Genomic DNA, 18863 nt, shown 5'->3' on the forward strand with positions numbered 1-18863 from the left:
GACTTTCGTATGGGTTCCACGAGAACCTGGCGGGGAAAATCAGTTTCTAACCCTTGGACGAGAAAACGACACCCGTTATCCTTGGATGATGGCGTACTGCTACTTGTCATGCCCGCCACAACCAATCCCCGAAATGAGACAAGAATCTGCTGGTCATTTCCTTTTTGCGAAGATGATCCATGAATAAATAGCAGTGTCTGGAGTTGCCTGGCTTTTATTGGGTTGAATTGGGCAGGCTCACGCCTTTTCAAATGTTACTGAGTGGCGCCTTTGCTGGACGGGATACCGATAAACCATGCAAGAATGATGGCCAGTGGATAGCAGGTAGCGTCGGTGGGATCGGGTAGGGCTTAAAGCGAAGTGGCAGGGCCGCAACAGCCGCCGTTGGATCGGCGAGTTGTAAAAAAACACTATAAAAAAGAGTAAAACAATTGACTCACCAGCACAGTACGCAAACTAGGCGCACTTGGACGCCACGACCACTTGCAAACCGAAACTTGATCGCTGTGTTGTATCACGCCGCAGGCGAGGCAATGAAGCCGCTAGGCCAGGGCTGGGCCCTGAACCTGCTGCCGTTGTTGATGGGTGCAATGGCTTTTTTTATGGTCATCGGCCCGCGCGCATTAGATCCGCAAAATATCGCCTGGTTGGGAAATGGCGATCCGGCCACTCATTATTTGGGCTGGGTGTTCTTCAGGCAGTCGCCGTGGTCGTTTCCGATCGGTCTGAATCCATCCTATGGGCTCGAACTTAGCAACAGCATCATTTTTTCGGATTCCAATCCGCTCCTGGCCTTCATTTTCAAACCCTTCGCGGCGTTGCTTCCTGAGCCGTTTCAGTACTTTGGTCTCTGGTTGCTGGCGTGCTTCATGCTTCAGGCCTGGTTTGCCTGGAAGTTGATGGGATTGATTACGCCCAGTATTGCTATCCGAGCCCTCGGCGCGGCGCTGTTCCTCTTTGTGCCTCCGATGATCCTGCGCATGACCGTACACCTGTCTTTGGGCGGGCATTTTTTGGTCCTCGCAGCGTTGTACCTGAACCTGCATCCAGCCTTACGCAGAAGACGCATGGCCTGGGGAGCATTGTTGGCGGCGGCTGCGCTGGTCCATGCTTACTTTCTGGCGATGATTGCACTTATTTGGCTGGCCGACCTTGCCGCTCAATACGTTAAACGCCGGTTGTCGCTTGGCGCTGCGGTCGTCGAGTTGGGGGTGCTGTTTGCCCTGGTCACCGTCTGTTGCTGGCAGGCCGGTTATTTCACCGTCGAGCGCGAAGGCGTCACTTCTGCCGGATTCGGTCTGTACCGGGCAAACGTATTGACGCTGTTCAATCCCCAGAACTGGTCGTATGCGTTGAAAAATCTCCCGGGTGTACCGGGGGACAGTGACGGTTTCGCTTTCCTGGGGGCGGGCCTGATTGTTTTATCGATCTGTGCCTTTGCAGGAGGGTTGCGCGGTAATACAGGGCTTGGTTCCGCGCTGTATAAACGGCCGATGCTAGGGCTGGCGTTGATCGGCCTGGCGATTTTTTCGTTCTCGAACCATGTCGCGATCGGTTCGTTCGAGTTTGGTTATTCCTTGCCCCCTCAAGTGATTTCTATCGCGAACATCTTTCGTGCCTCGGGGCGAATGTTCTGGCCGGTTTACTACGTTTTGATTTTTGTCATTATCTTCTTGGTCGTTCGCGCCAACACGTCAAGAGCTGCCGCCTGTCTTTTGGGGGTGGCACTCTTGATACAAGTTTTCGATACTCACAGTGGTTGGTCGGACCCCAGAAAGAAATTCATGGTCAAGTCCGCGTCCGAATGGGCAACACCTTTTGTCGATCCATTTTGGAAAAACGCTGCATCTCATTACCAAAAAGTTCGATGGGTCGTACCGCAGAATCTTTCCCCGCATTGGCTTTCTATTTCTGCCTTTGCAGGTCTCCATCATTTGTCCACGGATGCCCCCTACCTTGGGCGCATGAGTATGGAGCAATGGCGGCAGGCTGACGAAAAAGCCACCCTGGCCGTAGCCTCGGCAAAGTATGAACCGGACTCGCTGTACTTGATGGACAACCGGGCGATGTTGTGTGCGTTGGGCACCGTTGATACCTCCGCTGATCTCTTCGCCAGAGTTGACGGTTTTACCGTACTTGCGCCTGGTTGGAAGCAGTGCAGCGAATGCCCAGAGTTGACACATGAACAGGCGCCGACAGCCGCCTCACTTGAGCTTGGGCATACCGTGCGATTCGATGAACGTGATTCAGGTACGCCGTATCTGGCCATGGGGTGGCTTGACGCGGAGCAATGGGGCACTTGGTCCGAGGGAACCGAGGCGCAAATAGTAGTGCGGGCGTCAGGCCTCGTACATTCCGTCCGCATGGAGGCCTCCGCCTTTCTTGTGCCGGGGCATGCGCAGCAGAAAGTCACTGTCCTTATCAATGGCCTGCCGGCATCGGCCCATACGCTTGAGAAGTCAGAAGGCAACATCCTCGACATACCCGTTACGCCCTTGATGCAACAGCGCATTGCGGATCAGGGTTTCTTGAGGATGCACTTGCAATTTGCGGACGCGATAAGTCCGCAGCAGCTCGGCTTGGGTGATGATGCCCGGGTGCTCGCGATTGGTTTGAAAACGTTGACTGTCAATTAACTGTATTGGTGACGCAGAGACGACGCTGGCACATTCAGCATTGATGCAAGCTGACCCACCGCCATCGCGAGCAAGCCCGCTCCCACAGGGGGCGGTGCTGGTCGGAAAAGCGAGGTTCACCGCCGATCCAGTGTGGGAGCGGGCTTGCTCGCGAAGGCGTCGGCACATTCAGCGTCGAGGCCAACTGATCCACCGCTTTCGCGAGCAAGCCCGCTCCCACAGGGGGCTGCGCCGGTCGGAAAAAACCGAGGTTCACCGCCGATCCAGTGTGGGAGCGGGCTTGCTCGCGAAGGCGTCGGCACATTCAGCATCGATGCCAGCTGATCCACCGCTTTCGCGAGCAGGCTCGCTCCCACAGGGGGCTGTGCTGGTCGGAAAACTGAGGCTCACCTCCGATCCAGTGTGGGAGCGGGCTTGCTCGCGAAGGCGTCGGCACATTCAGCGTCGAGGCCAACTGATCCACCGCTTTCGCGAGCAAGCCCGCTCCCACAGGGGGGCGGTGCCAGTCGAGAAACCGAGGTTCACCACCCATCCAATGTGGGAGCGAGCCTGCTCGCGATGATGTCGGCACATTCAACATTGATGCAAGCTGACCCACCGCTTTCGCGAGCAAGCCCGCTCCCACAGGGGGCTGTGCCGGTCGGAAAAAACTGAGGTTCACCGCCGATCCAGTGTGGGAGCGGGCTTGCTCGCGAAGGCGTCGGCACAATTCAGCATCGATGCCAGCTGATCCACCGCTTTCGCGAGCAAGCCCGCTCCCACAGGGGGCGGTGCCGGTCGGAAAAGCGAGGCTCACCGCCGATCCAGTGTGGGAGCGAGCCTGCTCGCGATGATGTCGGCACATTCAGCATCGATGCCAGCTGATCCACCGCTTTCGCGAGCAGGCTCGCTCCCACAGGGGGCGGTGCCGGTCGGAAAACTGAGGTTCACCACCGATCCAGTGTGGGAGCGGGCTTGCTCGCGAAGGTATCGGCACATTCAGCATCGATGCCAGCTGATCCACCGCTTTCGCGAGCAAGCCCGCTCCCACAGGGCCTCAGGCCAAATCCCCAGTCGCATGCCGCTCCGGCACTTGGCTCGCCTCATCGCCCCACGTGCGGTTGACCCGCTGCCCACGCTGTACGGCCGGGCGCTTGGCGATCTCTTCCGCCCAGCGCTGCACATGGGTGTACTCGTGAGCACTGAGGAATTCGGCAGCGCCGTACACGTTGTTGCGCACCAGTTGCCCATACCAGGGCCAGACCGCGATGTCGGCGATGGTGTAGTCGCTGCCTGCCAGGTATTGGCATTCGCCAAGGCGGCGGTCCAGCACGTCGAGTTGGCGCTTGGCTTCCATGGTGAAGCGATTGATCGGGTACTCGAATTTCTCCGGCGCATAGGCATAGAAATGCCCGAATCCACCGCCCAGGTACGGGGCGGAGCCCATCTGCCAGAACAGCCAGTTCAGGGTTTCGGTGCGGCCCGCTGGATCGGTGGGCAGGAAGGCGCCGAATTTTTCTGCCAGGTACAGCAGGATCGAGCCGGATTCGAAGACTCGAATGGCGGGTTCCACGCTGCGGTCCAGCAGGGCCGGGATCTTGGAGTTGGGGTTGACCTCGACAAAGCCGCTGGAGAACTGGTCGCCCTCGCCGATGCGGATCAACCAGGCATCGTACTCCGCGCCGGTATGACCCAGCGCCAGCAATTCCTCCAGCAGGATGGTCACCTTCACGCCGTTGGGCGTGGCCAGGGAGTAGAGCTGCAGTGGGTGCTTGCCAACGGGCAAGGTTTTTTCGTGGGTCGGCCCGGCGACAGGGCGGTTGATGCTGGCGAACTGGCCGCCAGACGGGGCGTCGTTTTTCCAGACCTTGGGCGGAACGTAGGACGCTTTACTCATCGGGACATACCTCATCGTTGCTTGCGGTGTGATCCCCCAGAGTCTACCGCTGTTCGTTCATGATCCGTGCGACTTCACCGGACGCCTTGAGTTTTTCGAAAGCGAGTTGGGCCTTGGCGACGACGTCATCCGGCGTACTCAGGCTGAAGGCCAAGTGGACCCTGTGGGGTTGTTCGTCGAGGGTATAGACCTCTTCCAGCGAAGTGAAATCCACCTGGGCATCCTTGCTCATCAGGCGCGCGGTATTCTCCGGCATCGGTAGCAACTGGATCTGGCGATTCAGCAGTTTTTGAAAGTTGTCGTGGTTGTTGGCCGAGATGACCAGCCGGGTGAATCCACGTTGTTGCAGGTAGATCTGCTTGGCGTCGTTTCGCACCACGCCGATGCTGTACTGCTTGGCTTCTTCGAGGCTGTTGACGGCGATGTCTTTATTGTCGCGCAATTTATAGAGCCGGCTCGCCACGCGATGTATTTCACCCACCCATTTGAATAATTGTTCGCGGGCCGGGGTGCGGTCCAACGGAAAGATCAGTACGTTGGGCTCATGCAGCGCCTTTTCGTAGGCCCGGGCCCAGGGGTACAGCGACAGGCTGTAGTCGGTGAGTTGCGCGCTTTTCAGCGTCTCTTCGGCAATCCGAATGCCTGGCCCGACGACCTTGTCCTCACGCTGATGGGCGTACAGGGAGTCTTCGGTCACGACTTCGATTGTGTCGGCGTGGCTGCGCAGGCTGATCGAGGTGAGTAGCAAGCACGAGCAGAGTATCAGGCGATAGTGCATAGACAGACCTCATGGCATGCGATGTATTACAGGGCGACGCAGTCGCGACCCTGGTGTTTGGCCCGGTACAGCGCCTGATCGGCGCGTTGCAGCAGTTGATCGAAATGGTCCATGGTCTCCGTGTCCAGCTCGGCGACGCCGATGCTCACGGTGACGAAAGGCGAGACTTTGGAGCCGCTGTGGGGCAGCTCACGCTCCGCCAGGCTTTTACGGAAACGTTGGGCGGCTTCGCAGGCTTGGGCAGCGTCGATGTTGGGCAGGACCACGACGAACTCTTCACCGCCAACGCGGGCGGTCAGTTCGCCAGAGCGGCCGAACACAGTGCGCAGGGTTTCGGCGATCTCTTTCAGGCACAGGTCGCCCTGCATGTGGCCGTAGGTGTCGTTGTAGATCTTGAAGAAATCGACGTCGCACATGAGCACGGCCAGCGGGGTGTTGTGGCGGATCGCCCGGCGAAACTCGATCTCCTTCAATTCGTCGAAGTAGCGACGGTTGGCCAGGCCCGTCAAGGCATCGTGACGGGACAGCGCTTCGAGGGATTGGTTGGCCGCCTTCAGTTCCGCGGTGCGTGCCTCGACCAGTTCGGCCATTTGATCGCGGCTGGCGGCCAGGGCCAGTTCGTCCGAACGTTGGCGTTCGAGGTGGGCGCGCAGGTTGTCCTGGAGTTCATTGACCTGGAACTCGAGCAGGCTCAGTTCGTCCTGGCGCTGCACCGCTCGTTGCAGCTTGAGATGATGCTTGAGGGTGTGCGGCGCGAGTTCACCCAGGTGACGGGCGATATGCACCACATGCACGGTCACCAGGCGGTTGAACATGGTCATAACCAATCCGGCCAGCAACAGGGACTGGATGAGCTGAGTGATGACGATGCTGCGTGCTTCGCTCCAGAGGCGCTCCCACAGCAGGTTATTGTCGCCTTCGATGGTCAGCTCACCGACTTTTTCATGGGCCCCGGCGTAGGGGTGGGCGATGAGCTGGCGATGCAGCACCGGCACCACGCCCGATTGATCGACGGTGTAGCGCTTGAGTTCGATGACTTCCGGCGCTTGTCCGGGGCGCAAGATGTTCAACACCACGCGACCCACGGGAGCGGCCGCGGCGACGCTGGTGATTTGCTGGTCGAGGGATTCACGGTCCAGTTCCCAAATGGCGTAGGCCAGGGTGTTCTGGAACACCTGATCGATCAGGGCCAATTCCGAATTCATGTCCGCCAGGTTGTTTTCCCAGGCCAGCCAGGTGCGCCAGGTCACCATCGCCAGGGTAAAGACCAGGCAGAACAACAGCGTTGCCAGCACCAGGCGCCGGCCCAGGGAGCTGAACGCCTTGGTCGCTGGTGGCAGGGAGGACGTCGTGCGGAAAGGGTCACCCATGTCATAACCATTTACGCAGGATGGCGTCGTAGACCCCATTGCGACGGATGGTCTCAAGGCCGACGCGGAACTTCTCCACGGTCTCGGCCGATGTCTTGCGGCTGAACGCCATGTTCAGGCCGTCCGAGCTGCTCAGCTCGGGAAGCGCCAGGGAGCGGATCAGCACCTTGTCCGGGTCTTCGCCGTTCTGGCGCGTCAGGTACAGCGCGTTGAGCTCATTGGAAATCCACAGCTCCACGTGATCGACCTTGAGCTTGCGGTAGTTGTGTTCGTACTTGGTGCTCGACTGCAAGTCTTCGCCGATGCGGAAGCCCTTCGAGACCAGGTACTGCTCGCCCACATCCTGATTGACCGTGGCGATCTGGTAACCATGGGCATCGGCCAGCGAATTGAGTTTGACCGGCCGGTCCGCCAGGGAATAGATGTACCACTGCGTCGGGCCAATGGTGCCCACCCACTGGAAAAGCGATTGCCGTGCGGGCGTGCGGACGATCGAATAGATCAGCACATTACTTTCATTGAGCGCCATTTCGTAGGCCCGGGCCCAGGGCATGGGCTGGATGGGGGCGTCCATGCCGACTTCCTTGAGCACGGCCTGGACCACCTCGGTGCTCATGCCGGTCACGCGCCCGTTCTGCGTCATGTTGTAGGGCGGCAACTCCTCCGTCACGATGCGCAGGGGGGGCTCTGCCGCGTAAGCGCTTGCAGCGAGGAACATCAGGACGCCCCACATCAGCAGGCGATTCAGCGGCAAACCCATTGATCATTACCCTATGCAACTGGCAGAGCCCGGCAAGGCCGGGGGGCTATCATTGATAGGGTTATCGGCTGGGCTGGCGCCGGCTTGAATCCGGCCTGTCGAAACCGCCAGCCCAGCCGATGGGGGGCGGTAAATGCCCAGGGGACGTTGATGGAGAAGGCGTAGAGCCATGAGGGGAAGCCTTGTGGGAGCGGGCTTGCTCGCGAAAGCAGACTGTCAGCCAATGATGATGTTGAATCTGATAATGCCTTCGCGAGCAAGCCCGCTCCCACAGAGTTGCGCAGTTGTGCTCACGCCACATCAACGCAAGGTAACGCCCTCAAGCCTTGACCCAACGCTGGCGACTCCAACCGCTCAACGTATCGACGGCCAACACCAGCAACAGCATCGCCAGGATCACCGTGCTGCCTTGGGCTTCCTGGAACAGGCTGAGGCTGACATAGAGCATTTGCCCCAAGCCCCCGGCACCGACGAAGCCGAGCACGCTGGCCATGCGGATATTGTTTTCCCAGCGGTACAGGACATAGGCCAGCAGTTGCGGCAGGAGGTTGGGCAGCGTGCCGTAACAGAACGCCAACACAGCGTTGCCGCCTTGCAGGCGGATGGCGTCGGCCGGTTCGGAGGGGGTATTTTCCAACGCTTCGGCAAACAACCGGCCAAGCACGCCGGTGGTGTGCAGGGCCAAGGCCAGGGTGCCGGCATTCGGGCCAAGCCCGGCGGCCAGGACCATCAGCGCGGCCCACACCAGTTCTGGAACGGCGCGCAAGGCGTTGAGCACCAGGCGCGACGCGCTTTGCAAGGGCCAGCCGAAGCGCCCGGCTGCCGGCAAGGCCAGCAGCAGGCCTAACACCGCCGCGAGCAGCGTGCCAAGGGCCGACATGGCCAGGGTTTCCAGGGCGCCGTGACCGATCGCCTTCAAATGGGCCGGGCTCAGGTCCGGACTGAGGAAACGCTGCGCATAAGCGCCCATCTGGTCCAGATTGCGACTGTCGCCGAGCTCGCCCAGGTCGATGCCGAGGTAAACGAACGAGGCGATGACCGCCGCGCCGAGGCACAGGACGATGGTCGCGTTGATCAGGCGATTCATGCCAGCCTCCAGCGCAGCAGGCGGCTGAGTTGATCGGCGAGCAGCACCAGTGCCAGGAATGTCAGCAGCAGGCTGGCCACTTCGCCGCCGGCGAACATGCGCAGCGACAGGTCCATCTGTTGGCCCAGGCCCCCGGCACCGACGAAGCCCATCACCACCGAGGCGCGGATCGCGCACTCCCAGCGATACACCGTGTACGACAACAGTTCTGCCGCGACATTGGGCAGGATCCCGTAGCCGAAGGCGGCGAGCCGGCTGCTGCCAGACTGCAAAAGCGCGTGGGCCGGGCGTTGGTCGACCGACTCGTAGATCTCCGCATAGACCTTGCCCAGCATGCCGCTGTAGGTGATCGCGATCGCCAGTACGCCAGCCGTGGGGCCGAGGCCGACGGCGCGGACGAAGAGCAACGCCCAGACGATTTCCGGCACGCTGCGCAAGAAGATCAACAGGCCGCGTACCGGCCAGCGCAGCAGTTGGCCCCAATACCCCGGGTGGCCGGCACGGGAGGCCGCCGACAGTGACAGGGCGCGGCTGGCCAGCAGGCTCGCGGGCACCGCCAGCAGCAACGCCAGGGCCATGCCCGCCGTGGCGATGGCCAGCGTCTGCAACGTGGCTTGCCACAGCAGTTCAACGAACTCGTCGCCGTGGGCGGGCGGCCAGAACGCCGCGACGAACCGGCCCATTTCGCTCTGGCTGTCGCTCGCCAATAACACGCCGAGGTCCAGTTCACTGAATTGAATGCCCGGCCACAGCAGCACAAAGGCCAGCAGGCTGAGCAGCAGGCGGGGGCGGGTGGCGGGGTCTCGGGTATCGCGTGTCAGCATCGGGGGATCTGCACGCTCAAGGTAGTAGGGGGCGTCGGCGAAGGCTGCAGTTGTTCGTTGGCGTAGAGCGAGTCGAGCAACGGACGGTCGACCGCCTCGGTGGGCAGGTCAAACAGGATCTGCCCATCACGCAGGCCAATGACCCGGGAAAAGTGCGCCAAGGCCAATTCCACCGCGTGCAGGCTGGCGACCAAGGTCACGTTGTGTTCCCGGGCATGCTGGCAAAGCACCGAAAGCGTGTGCTGGGCCAATACCGGGTCCATCGCCGAAACCGGCTCGTCGGCCAGCAACACCTCTGGCGCCTGGTACAACACCCGGGCGATGCCCACGCGTTGCAGTTGACCGCCGGACAGTTGCTGGCATTGCGCGAACAGTTTGTCGCCCAGGTCCAGCCGGGCCAATGCAGCCCTGGCGCCGGGAATGTCCAGCGGGTGCAGCAGATTCAACAGGCTTTTACCAATGCCCCACTGACCGAGCTTTCCGGCCAGGACCGCCGTGACCACTCGCTGGCGTGGCGGCAGGGGCGGCGCTTGGTGGATCAGGCCGATGCGCGCGCGCAAGCGCTGCCGCTGACGGGCAGGCAACTGCCAGGCGCGCTCGCCGAGCAGCTGCACCTCGCCGCTGCCCGGGCGCAGGGCGGTGGCCAGCAGGTTGAGCAGGCTCGACTTGCCGGCACCGGACGGGCCGATGATCGCGACCTGTTCGCCGGCGCCAATGTGCAGGTCGATGCCTCGCAACGCCTGGACGCCGTTGGCATGGGTCACGCTGACCTGGGTCAGTTGCAGGGTCATTTGAGCAGTTCGGCGGCGCGCGCGGCTTCCTCGATGCCCTTGTAGTTCTCAGGCTTGGTTTCGATGAAGCGGCTGGCAGCTTGCAGGTCGAGGATTTCCTTGTCCTTCGGGTTGGCCGGGTCGAGGGCCAGGAAGGCGGCCTTGATCTTGGCCGCCAACGCCGGGTCGAGGGTTCCACGCACGGTCCAGTTGTAGTCGAAATAGGCAGGAGTGGTGGCGAAGACCTTGACCTTGGTGGTGTCGACCTTGCCGGCAGCGACCAGTTTTTCCCAGACGCTGGCGTTCAGCACCCCGGCGTCCACTTTGCCGGCCTGGACCCAGGCGACGGTGGCGTCATGGGCACCCGAGTAGCCCACGCGGCTGAAGTAGCTTTCCGGCTTGATGCCGTCCTGCAGCATGAAATAGCGCGGCATGAGGCTGCCGGACGTCGACGACACCGAACCGAAGGCGAAGGTCTTGCCCTTGAGGTCGGCGAGGGATTTGACGGCCGGGTCGGCGGTGATGAATTTGCTGGTGAACTGGGCGTCCTGTTCGCGCTGGACCAGGGGGATGGCGTTGCCGGTTTTCAGGCGCGCCTGCACGAAGGTGAACCCCCCCAGCCAGGCCATGTCGATCCGATCGGTGGCCAGCGCTTCGACCACGGCCGGGTAGTCGCTAACGGGGACGAACTCGACCTTCATGCCGGTCTGCTGTTCCAGGTAAGCCCCCAGTGGCTTGAACTTGCGCAGCAGCTCGGTCGGGGCTTCGTCGGGAATCGCGCTGACTTTCAGGGTATCGGCGGCCTGCGCCAGCCAGCTACAGAACGACAGGGCAACACCAGCGGCCAATGCCAGGGACGGCTTGAGCATGAAGGATCTCCGATACAGGAAGGCAAGGAAATATTGAAGCGTCAGCCCACAGGGGTGGTAAGCCGTTCTGTGAGGGTAGACGAAGGAAAGGGATGTTAACCGTTTCTGGCTATGAACTCACCCAAACCCCTTGTGGGGGCTTGATAGCGGAGAGTCCTGTGGGAGCGGGCTTGCTCGCGAAGGCGCCCGGACAGTTGAATGGATGTTGGCTGATGCACCGCTTTCGCGAGCAAGCCCGCTCCCACAGGGTAATTGGGCCAGGCATCAATAGTGGCAGCGCCTCGGAACAGTGTGGGAGCGGGCTTGCTCGCGAAGGCGCCCGGTCAGTTGAATGGATGTTGGCTGATGCACCGCTTTCGCGAGCAAGCCCGCTCCCACAGGGTAATTGGGCCAGGCATCAATAGTGGCAGCGCCTCGGAACAGTGTGGGAGCGAGCCTGCTCGTGAAGGCGTCCGGACAGTTGAATGGATGTTGGCTGATGCACCGCTTTCGCGAGCAGGCTCGCTCCCACAGGGGAATTGGGCAAGGCATCAATAGTGGCAGCGCCTCGGAACAGTGTGGGAGCTAGCCTGCTCGCGAAGGCGTCCGGACAGTTGAATGGATGTTGGCTGATGCACCGCTTTCGCGTGCAAGCCCGCTCCCACAGGGTAATTGGGCCAGGCATCAATAGTGGCAGCGCCTCGGAACAGTGTGGGAGCTAGCCTGCTCGCGAAGGCGTCCGGACAGTTGAATGGATGTTGGCTGATGCACCGCTTTCGCGAGCAAGCCCGCTCCCACAGGGTAATTGGGCCAGGCATCAATAGTGGCAGCGCCTCGGAACAGTGTGGGAGCGGGCTTGCTCGCGAAGGCGCCCGGACAGTTGAATGGATGTTGGCTGATGCACCGCTTTCGCGTGCAAGCCCGCTCCCACAGGGTAATTGGGCCAGGCATCAATAGTGGCAGCGCCTCGGAACAGTGTGGGAGCGAGCCTGCTCGCGAAGGCGTCCGGACAGTTGAATGGATGTTGGCTGATGCACCGCTATCGCGAGCAAGCCCGCTCCCACAGGGTAATTGGGCCAGGCATCAATAGTGGCAGCGCCTCGGAACAGTGTGGGAGCGAGCCTGCTCGCGAAGGCGTCCGGTCAGTTGAATGGATGTTGGCTGACCCTCCGCTATCGCGAGTAGGCTCGCTCCCACATAGATATGTGACGGCAGTAGGTGGACAAGCCGATGCCGGGCGTCCCTGCCTGGCGGGTCTCAATAGACCTGGGGCACGATCAGCTCCGGTGGCGTCGGGCTGCGGGAATAATCTTCCTGCCGTAGCCGCTGCGGCAGTTCGATGGTCGGCAGTTCCACTTCCTCATAGGGCATTTGCCCGAGCAGGTGATGGATGCAGTTGAGCCGGGCCTTTTTCTTGTCGTCGGCGTGCACTACCCACCAAGGCGCCTCGGCGATGTGCGTGCGTTCAAGCATGATTTCCTTGGCCTTGGTATAGGCTTCCCAGCGCCGGCGGGACTCCAGGTCCATGGGGCTGAGCTTCCATTGCTTGAGCGGGTCATGAATGCGGCTGAGAAAGCGCAGATGCTGTTCCTGGTCGGAAATGGAGAACCAGTACTTGATCAACTGGATGCCGGAGCGGGCGAGCATCCGCTCGAATTCCGGCACGGTACGGAAGAACTCTTCGTACTGGTCGTCGGTGCAGAAACCCATGACCTGTTCGACCCCGGCGCGGTTGTACCAACTGCGGTCGAACAGCACGATCTCACCCGCCGCCGGCAGGTGCGAAACGTAGCGCTGGAAGTACCATTGCGTCCGTTCACGGTCGTTGGGGGCGGGCAGGGCGGCGACGCGGCACACCCGGGGATTGAGCCGCTGGGTAATGCGCTTGATCACGCCACCCTTGCCGGCGGCGTCACGCCCTTCGAACAGGATCACGACCTTGTGCCCGGTCTTGACCACCCAGCTTTGCAGCTTCACCAGTTCGCCCTGGAGGCGGAACAGTTCACTGAAATACAGTCGGCGGGTTTCCTTTTCGCTGCTCTGCGGGGTGTGTTCATCGAACAGGGCGTTCAGGTCATACCCGTCTTCGGATAATTCCAGCTCCAGCTCTTCGTCACTGTGATCGAGCAATTCGCGGTGAATGCGCTGTACCAAGGTGTCTTGGGTGGAAAGCATGATGGAAAGCTCGGTCGTGGGGGCACGGTCCACGCTATTTGCACTTTGTTACATAGTCGTGACGATCATCTACGCTTCATGGGCTTGTCGTTGGCTAAAACAGGGAGTGTCATCCAGATGTCATCGAACCCGTGGCAGGATCCTCGCAAACCATCGTGGTATGTCTGGCAGCGCTTGTGCCTGCTGGCTGATGAATCAAGGAATACCGCTATGAAAGGCGACGCCCCCCTGTTCGCGGCCATTGACCTGGGCTCCAACGCCTTTCGCCTGATGATTGGCCAGTCGGTCAAGCGCAATCGACAGAGGGTGATCCAAGAAGTGAAAACCTTGCGCGAGCCGGTCCGATTGGCCGAGGGCTTGCAGGCCGGGGCGCTGGACGAGCTGGCACTGGATCGAGGCTGGCAGGCCCTGGCCCGATTCGGCAAGAAACTGCGCGGCTTTGAAGCCGGACGGGTGCGGGCGGTGGCGACCAGCGCCGTGCGCGAAGCGGCGAATGCCCAGTTGTTCCTGGCCAGTGCCGAACGGCACCTGGGGTTTCGGATTGACGTGCTGTCGGGGCATGAAGAAGCCCGGCTGGTGTATGCCGGTGTCGCCCATACGGTGCCCGGTGTCGAGCAGCCGCGGTTGGTGGTGGACATCGGCGGTGGCTCGACCGAACTGATCCTGGGGCAGGGCGCCCAACCGTTGTTGACGGAGAGCATTGCCATCGGCAGTGGCACCTTTGGCGCGCGTTACTTTGCGGGCGGACGCATCACCGCTCAGGCGCTGCTGGAGGCTGAACGCGTGGCCGTCCTGCAGTTTGAAGCAGTGGCGGCGCGTTATCGCGCGCAGGGCTGGCAGCAGGTGATCGGCTCCTCCGGTACAGCGCGGATGTTGGCCAAGGTGCTCAAGGCCAATGGTCTCAATGACTTCGGACAAGGCGGCATCACCTACGGCGGGTTGCTGCGCCTGTCGCTGCGGCTGCTGGAAGTCGGGCATGTCGATCAGCTCAAGTTGGCCGGCTTGCAAAGCCATCGCCTGGGCATCCTGCCCGGTGGCCTGGCGATCATGTTGGCGGCGTTCAAGGTCTTCGGTATTACAGACATGCTCGCTAGCGAAGCGGGTCTCAGGTTTGGTGTGCTTCATGACCTGATGCATAAAAGCTGATCACGAACGGTTGGCCCGTCGTGCCGGTTATCCGTGACGGCTCAAGGTCGAGCGTCAGCGCTCTTTGGTTATCCCTCCGTTGCCAGATCCAGCATCGTGTCGCCTGGGCGGCCGGTACGTCCGGTTATCGTAAAGCGTCGGCCTGGATCAGGATGATTGCGCGAACGGGGCTTTTCGCTCTTTCGATCTGCAGTCAGTGAAGGCACAATGCGCATCCTTTTTTGGCTCGCCTTGCCCGGAGGCCTCGAAAATGATCAAAACGCCGTACTACCTCATCGATAAACAAAAGCTGCTGGCGAACATGCAGAAGATCGCCTATGTGCGTGAGCAGTCCGGGGCCAAGGCCTTGCTGGCGCTCAAATGCTTCGCCACCTGGTCGGTGTTCGACCTGATGCAGCAATACATGGACGGCACCACCTCGTCGTCGCTTTACGAGCTCAAGCTCGGCCGGCAGAAGTTCGCCGGCGAGACCCACGCCTACAGCGTGGCCTGGGCCGACGATGAGATCGAGGAGATGCTCGCCAACTGCGACAAGATCATCTTCAACTCCATCGGCCAGTTGCAGCGCTACACCGAGGCGTCAGCGGGCAAGGTCCGCGGCCTGCGGGTCAATCCACAGGTGAGCAGCTCCGATTACCTGCTGGCCGACCCGGCGCGACCGTTCAGCCGCCTGGGCGAATGGGATCCGGTGAAGATCGAGCAGGTCATCGAGCATATCTCCGGTTTCATGTTCCACAACAATTGCGAGAACGGCGATTTTGGTCTGTTCGACCAGATGCTGGGCACTATCGAAGAACGCTTTGGTCACTTGCTGCATAAGGTCGAGTGGGTCAGCCTCGGTGGCGGCATCCATTTCACCGGCGAGGGCTATGCCCTGGACGCCTTTTGCGCACGGCTCAAGGCCTTCTCGCAGAAATATGGCGTGCAGGTCTACCTGGAGCCGGGCGAGGCCGCGATCACCCAGAGCGCGTCGCTGGAAGTCACCGTGCTCGACACGCTTTACAACGGCAAGCATCTGGCCGTGGTGGACAGTTCCATCGAGGCGCACATGCTCGATCTGCTGATCTATCGCCTGGACGCCAAGCTGGCACCGAGCGAGGGCGAACACACCTACATGGTTTGTGGCAAATCCTGTCTGGCCGGAGACATCTTTGGCGAGTACAAATTCGATCGTCCGTTGTCCATCGGCGATCGGCTGTCGTTCATCGACGCAGCGGGCTACACCATGGTCAAGAAAAACTGGTTCAACGGCCTGAAGATGCCGTCCATCGTTGTGAAGCAACTCGACGGCAGCGTCGAGGTGGTTCGCGAGTTTGTTTACGACGACTACTTGTCCAGCCTCTCTTGAGCTGGCGGAAGGAGAAATAAAGAAATTGAAGAAGAACGTACTTATCATTGGTGCAGGAGGTGTCGCCAAGGTGGTGGCCCACAAGTGCGCGCAGCACAACGACGAACTCGGTCGTATTGCTATCGCGTCGCGCAACATCTCCAAATGCCAGGCCATCATCGACAGCGTCAAGGCCAAGGGTAGCCTCAAGCAACCCGCCGACATCAAGGCCTTTGCACTGAACGCTCTGGATGTCGAAGCGACCAAGGCGCTGATTCGCGAAACCGAGTCGCAGATCGTCATCAACGTCGGCTCTGCCTTTCTCAACATGTCGGTGCTGCGTGCCTGCATCGATACCGGCGTGGCCTACCTGGACACCGCCATCCACGAAGAACCGGGCAAGGTCTGCGAGACGCCGCCCTGGTACGGCAACTACGAGTGGAACCATCTCCAGGAGTGCCAGGAGAAGAACATCACCGCCATTCTCGGCGTGGGCTTCGACCCGGGTGTGGTCAATGCCTATGCGGCACTGGCGCAACAGCAGCATTTCGACCGCATTGATTCGATCGACATTCTCGACGTCAATGCCGGCTCCCATGGCAAATATTTCGCCACCAATTTCGATCCGGAAATCAATTTCCGCGAGTTCACCGGACAGGTGTGGAGCTGGCAGGACCGCCAGTGGACCAGCAACACCATGTTCGAAGTCAAGCGCACCGACGACCTGCCAGTCGTAGGCTCGCAGAACCTGTACCTGACCGGTCACGACGAAGTGCACTCGCTGTCGAAGAACCTCGACGTGCCCAACGTGCGTTTCTGGATGAGCTTCGGCGAGCACTACATCAATGTGTTCACCGTGCTCAAGAACCTTGGCCTGCTCTCCGAGCAACCGGTCAAGACCGCCGAAGGCTTGGAAGTCGTGCCGCTGAAAGTGGTCAAGGCCGTGCTGCCTGACCCGAGCTCGCTGGCGCCGGGCTACACCGGCAAGACCTGCATCGGCGATCTGGTCAAGGGCACCAAGGATGGCCAGCCGCGCGAGATGTTTATCTACAACGTAGCCGACCACGAGGACGCCTACGCCGAAACCGACAGCCAGGGCATTTCCTATACCGCCGGCGTGCCACCCGTGGCCGCAGCCTTGCTGGTGGCCCGTGGCGAGTGGGACGTGCAGCGCATGGTCAACGTCGAGGAGCTGCCTGCCGAGGCGTTCCTCGAGGCGTTGGATGTGATGGGCTTGCCGACGCGTATCAAGGACGAGCATGGAGACCGTCCCTGGAACCAGAAAGCCTGAAGGACCCCAGGCAGGTTCCGCCCTGGCTCCCCGCTAGGAACTGCAGAATCGCTCTGGGTTCTGCAGCCGATTGAACCAGGCGATTCACCGCCGCGTGAAGCCCTGGCCATCTGAGGGAAGCCTTGAAGAAATGCTCCGTATCGAAAGGTACGGAGCATTTTTCGTTTGGGACCGCGTCAAATGAACCCGTGGCGAGGGAACTTGCTCTCGCTGGGCTGCGAAGCGGCCCTAAACCCTGACACTGCGGTGTTTCAGGGCGACCGCATTCAGCCTTTATTGGGACTGCTGCGCAGCCCAGCGGGAGCAAGCTCCCTCGCCACGGTTGTGTTTGGCTGGGAAAGGGATGAGGCATTCAACTTTCCGCATAGACCAAACTGTGGCGAGGGGATTTATCCCCGCTGGGGCGCGCAGCGGCCCTGAAGCCTGGCCCTGTGGTGTTTCAGGCAGACCGCATTCAGCCTTTATTGGGACTGCTGCGCAGCCCAGCGGGAATGAATCCCCTCGCCACAAAAGCCCCTCGGGGTGTTCTCGTCCATCTGTCAAATCGGACTGACCTGCGTCGCTTTGTGTGGCGAGGGAGCTTGCTCCCGCTGGGCTGCGTAGCAGCCCCAACACTAGACCGCTCAAGCAGAAATCCTCGCCATGAACGAACACTTGACCTTACGATTGCGCTTCACGACCCAGGAGAAACAATCAGTGAAACCATTCAGGATCCGCGAGCTGGAAATGACCGATGTGCACGCGTTGCTGGCCTTCGAAATCCATAACCGGGAATGGTTCGAATCGCAGATTGACCCACGGGACCCTAGCTTTTATTCATTGACGGGCGTCACCGACCACATTGAAAAGTATCTGGCCGATTTTGCCGAGGGCGCCTGGCACCCGTTTGTGATCGAAGGTTCCAGCGGGACAATCGTGGGGCGGGCGAATTTGAAAGGCATCCATTCACCACACGGTTGCGCCGAGGTGGGCTATCGCATCGATCAACGCGCGTGCGGGCAAGGGCTGGCAACGCAGGCCCTGAAACATCTGATCGAGGCGTCTCGATCATCCCCCTATCCAGGACGAAGGCAAAGCCTATAGCACACTTGCGCTATAGCGCCGGTTGGCACTCGACCCTAACCTGTGAAGCCGTCGTGTTCCAGGTCGATCGCAACGAGCCAATTTGAACAAGGATCCGTTTCTTGAAAAGCATAGCTGCCAGAAAATCCAACATCTTCCCGGCTTATCGCAAGCGCCTCGCAACGGCAGTTGCGGTCTCGGCCCTTGTCACCAGTGGCTGGGGTTCTTTTATCGCCGGTGCGTCGGCATCCACTGGGACGTCCTCTGCAGCTTGCACCAACGAAGCGGAGTTCCAGGCCGGGACGGTGGTGGAATACGAAAGTCGCGACAACCTGTCGCCGGCCACCAGTCGCGGTAAAACTGAGACGCTCGGGCGCGAGGCGTTTGCCGGTGCCAATCCGGTGGCTTCGGTGCATACGTCGTTCCTGAACAATGCGCCGTTTTACCTGACGACCACCTTCGCCGAGATCAAAGACGGTCGGCTGGTTCGTTACGGCGATCGCCATGGTGCCGGGGCATCGTTGGTGACCTCCACCTACCAGCCTCCTGCTTCCACACCGATTGATCTCGAACCTGGGCAGACCGTCATCGTCAGCTACAAAAACAAAGCGGTGAGCGCTGGCGGATCGGTCGAGTTCGATGTCGTCGAGAAGCTGACTTATAACGGGCGTGAAACGATCAAGACGGCCTTGGGTACGTTTGATACCTGCAAGTTCACCAATGAAATCTCCACCGCCCCGGCGTCGGCCGAGCAGCCGAAACAGGTTGTGGTTGTGCAGAATTGGTTTCCCGCGGACGGTCCTTATCGCGGTCAGTCGATCCGATCCGTCACGCCTCCCACCAATGGCGTTGCGCAGAGAATCAGTGAAGTCATCAAGATGCGATATGGAGTGCAATGAGCGATGCATCTCCG

At 60.6% G+C, this 18863-nt stretch carries 14 protein-coding genes and 1 pseudogene; 6 read left to right on the top strand and 9 right to left on the bottom strand.

Annotated elements, in window-relative coordinates; genetic code table 11:
- The first annotated feature begins 533 nt into the window (after positions 1–533).
- Positions 534–2636 carry a DUF6311 domain-containing protein gene (locus J3361_RS02200; RefSeq protein ID WP_207962033.1) on the top strand — a complete coding sequence of 701 codons (2103 nt, stop codon included), beginning with the start codon at positions 534–536 and terminating at the stop codon, positions 2634–2636.
- 1036 nt (positions 2637–3672) lie between these two features.
- Here J3361_RS02200 and yghU read toward each other — a convergent pair.
- The 9 genes from yghU to ppk2 form a co-directional block, all read right to left on the bottom strand.
- Positions 3673–4512 (bottom strand): glutathione-dependent disulfide-bond oxidoreductase, encoded by an 840-nt coding sequence (gene yghU, locus J3361_RS02205; protein ID WP_207962035.1) that lies wholly within the window; start codon positions 4510–4512, stop codon positions 3673–3675.
- 43 nt (positions 4513–4555) lie between these two features.
- Positions 4556–5290, bottom strand: a complete 735-nt coding sequence (locus J3361_RS02210) for a transporter substrate-binding domain-containing protein (RefSeq protein WP_207962037.1) — start codon at positions 5288–5290, stop codon at positions 4556–4558.
- Positions 5291–5316: 26 nt separating this feature from the next.
- Complete coding sequence (locus J3361_RS02215; RefSeq protein ID WP_207962039.1) at positions 5317–6660, bottom strand: diguanylate cyclase; 1344 nt, start codon at positions 6658–6660, stop codon at positions 5317–5319.
- Between the two features lies 1 nt (position 6661).
- Positions 6662–7420: a transporter substrate-binding domain-containing protein gene (locus J3361_RS02220; protein WP_207962041.1), complete on the bottom strand. Its 759-nt coding sequence runs from the start codon at positions 7418–7420 to the stop codon at positions 6662–6664.
- A 319-nt stretch (positions 7421–7739) separates the two neighbouring features.
- Positions 7740–8507: a phosphonate ABC transporter, permease protein PhnE gene (phnE, locus tag J3361_RS02225; protein WP_207962043.1), complete on the bottom strand. Its 768-nt coding sequence runs from the start codon at positions 8505–8507 to the stop codon at positions 7740–7742.
- The gene (locus J3361_RS02230) at positions 8504–9331 is read right to left on the bottom strand and encodes an ABC transporter permease (RefSeq protein WP_207962045.1); all 828 of its coding nucleotides are present in this window, start codon (positions 9329–9331) and stop codon (positions 8504–8506) included. Before J3361_RS02230 ends, phnE begins: the two co-directional genes overlap by 4 nt.
- Complete coding sequence (locus tag J3361_RS02235) at positions 9325–10122, bottom strand: ATP-binding cassette domain-containing protein (RefSeq protein ID WP_207962054.1); 798 nt, start codon at positions 10120–10122, stop codon at positions 9325–9327. The genes J3361_RS02230 and J3361_RS02235 overlap by 7 nt, the downstream gene beginning before the upstream one ends.
- On the bottom strand, positions 10119–10970 hold the full coding sequence (locus J3361_RS02240) for a putative selenate ABC transporter substrate-binding protein (protein WP_207962056.1): 852 nt from the start codon (positions 10968–10970) through the stop codon (positions 10119–10121). The genes J3361_RS02235 and J3361_RS02240 overlap by 4 nt, the downstream gene beginning before the upstream one ends.
- A 1236-nt stretch (positions 10971–12206) precedes the next feature.
- Entirely contained in the window at positions 12207–13124 is a 918-nt protein-coding gene (ppk2, locus tag J3361_RS02245) for a polyphosphate kinase 2 (protein ID WP_207962058.1), read from the bottom strand.
- Positions 13125–13334: 210 nt separating this feature from the next.
- On the opposite strand from ppk2, the gene J3361_RS02250 reads away from it, so the two are divergent.
- From J3361_RS02250 to J3361_RS02270, 5 genes and pseudogenes are all read left to right on the top strand, one after another.
- Positions 13335–14270: a Ppx/GppA family phosphatase gene (locus J3361_RS02250; protein WP_207962060.1), complete on the top strand. Its 936-nt coding sequence runs from the start codon at positions 13335–13337 to the stop codon at positions 14268–14270.
- A gap of 250 nt (positions 14271–14520) precedes the next feature.
- A complete protein-coding gene (locus J3361_RS02255; RefSeq protein ID WP_053122737.1) occupies positions 14521–15618 on the top strand; it encodes a carboxynorspermidine decarboxylase in 1098 nt (365 codons plus the stop codon).
- Between the two features lie 25 nt (positions 15619–15643).
- Positions 15644–16888 (top strand): saccharopine dehydrogenase family protein, encoded by a 1245-nt coding sequence (locus J3361_RS02260; RefSeq protein WP_207962062.1) that lies wholly within the window; start codon positions 15644–15646, stop codon positions 16886–16888.
- A gap of 696 nt (positions 16889–17584) precedes the next feature.
- Positions 17585–17938: pseudogene (locus J3361_RS02265) on the top strand (GNAT family protein); the annotation flags it as partial.
- A gap of 134 nt (positions 17939–18072) precedes the next feature.
- Complete coding sequence (locus tag J3361_RS02270; RefSeq protein ID WP_207962064.1) at positions 18073–18849, top strand: hypothetical protein; 777 nt, start codon at positions 18073–18075, stop codon at positions 18847–18849.
- The last annotated feature ends 14 nt before the right edge of the window (positions 18850–18863 follow it).

The organism is Pseudomonas sp. OA65 (assembly GCF_017498305.1).
GTDB classification, from domain to species: Bacteria; Pseudomonadota; Gammaproteobacteria; order Pseudomonadales; family Pseudomonadaceae; genus Aquipseudomonas; species Aquipseudomonas zanjanensis.

What these genes read in the sequence shown, in the direction of transcription:
- J3361_RS02200 (WP_207962033.1), top strand. Translation starts at nt 534, where the DNA reads ATGAAGCCGCTAGGCCAGGGCTGGGCCCTGAACCTGCTGCCGTTGTTG.
- yghU (WP_207962035.1), bottom strand. Translation starts at nt 4,512, where the DNA reads ATGAGTAAAGCGTCCTACGTTCCGCCCAAGGTCTGGAAAAACGACGCC.
- J3361_RS02210 (WP_207962037.1), bottom strand. Translation starts at nt 5,290, where the DNA reads ATGCACTATCGCCTGATACTCTGCTCGTGCTTGCTACTCACCTCGATC.
- J3361_RS02215 (WP_207962039.1), bottom strand. Translation starts at nt 6,660, where the DNA reads ATGGGTGACCCTTTCCGCACGACGTCCTCCCTGCCACCAGCGACCAAG.
- J3361_RS02220 (WP_207962041.1), bottom strand. Translation starts at nt 7,420, where the DNA reads ATGGGTTTGCCGCTGAATCGCCTGCTGATGTGGGGCGTCCTGATGTTC.
- phnE (WP_207962043.1), bottom strand. Translation starts at nt 8,507, where the DNA reads ATGAATCGCCTGATCAACGCGACCATCGTCCTGTGCCTCGGCGCGGCG.
- J3361_RS02230 (WP_207962045.1), bottom strand. Translation starts at nt 9,331, where the DNA reads ATGCTGACACGCGATACCCGAGACCCCGCCACCCGCCCCCGCCTGCTG.
- J3361_RS02235 (WP_207962054.1), bottom strand. Translation starts at nt 10,122, where the DNA reads ATGACCCTGCAACTGACCCAGGTCAGCGTGACCCATGCCAACGGCGTC.
- J3361_RS02240 (WP_207962056.1), bottom strand. Translation starts at nt 10,970, where the DNA reads ATGCTCAAGCCGTCCCTGGCATTGGCCGCTGGTGTTGCCCTGTCGTTC.
- ppk2 (WP_207962058.1), bottom strand. Translation starts at nt 13,124, where the DNA reads ATGCTTTCCACCCAAGACACCTTGGTACAGCGCATTCACCGCGAATTG.
- J3361_RS02250 (WP_207962060.1), top strand. Translation starts at nt 13,335, where the DNA reads ATGAAAGGCGACGCCCCCCTGTTCGCGGCCATTGACCTGGGCTCCAAC.
- J3361_RS02255 (WP_053122737.1), top strand. Translation starts at nt 14,521, where the DNA reads ATGATCAAAACGCCGTACTACCTCATCGATAAACAAAAGCTGCTGGCG.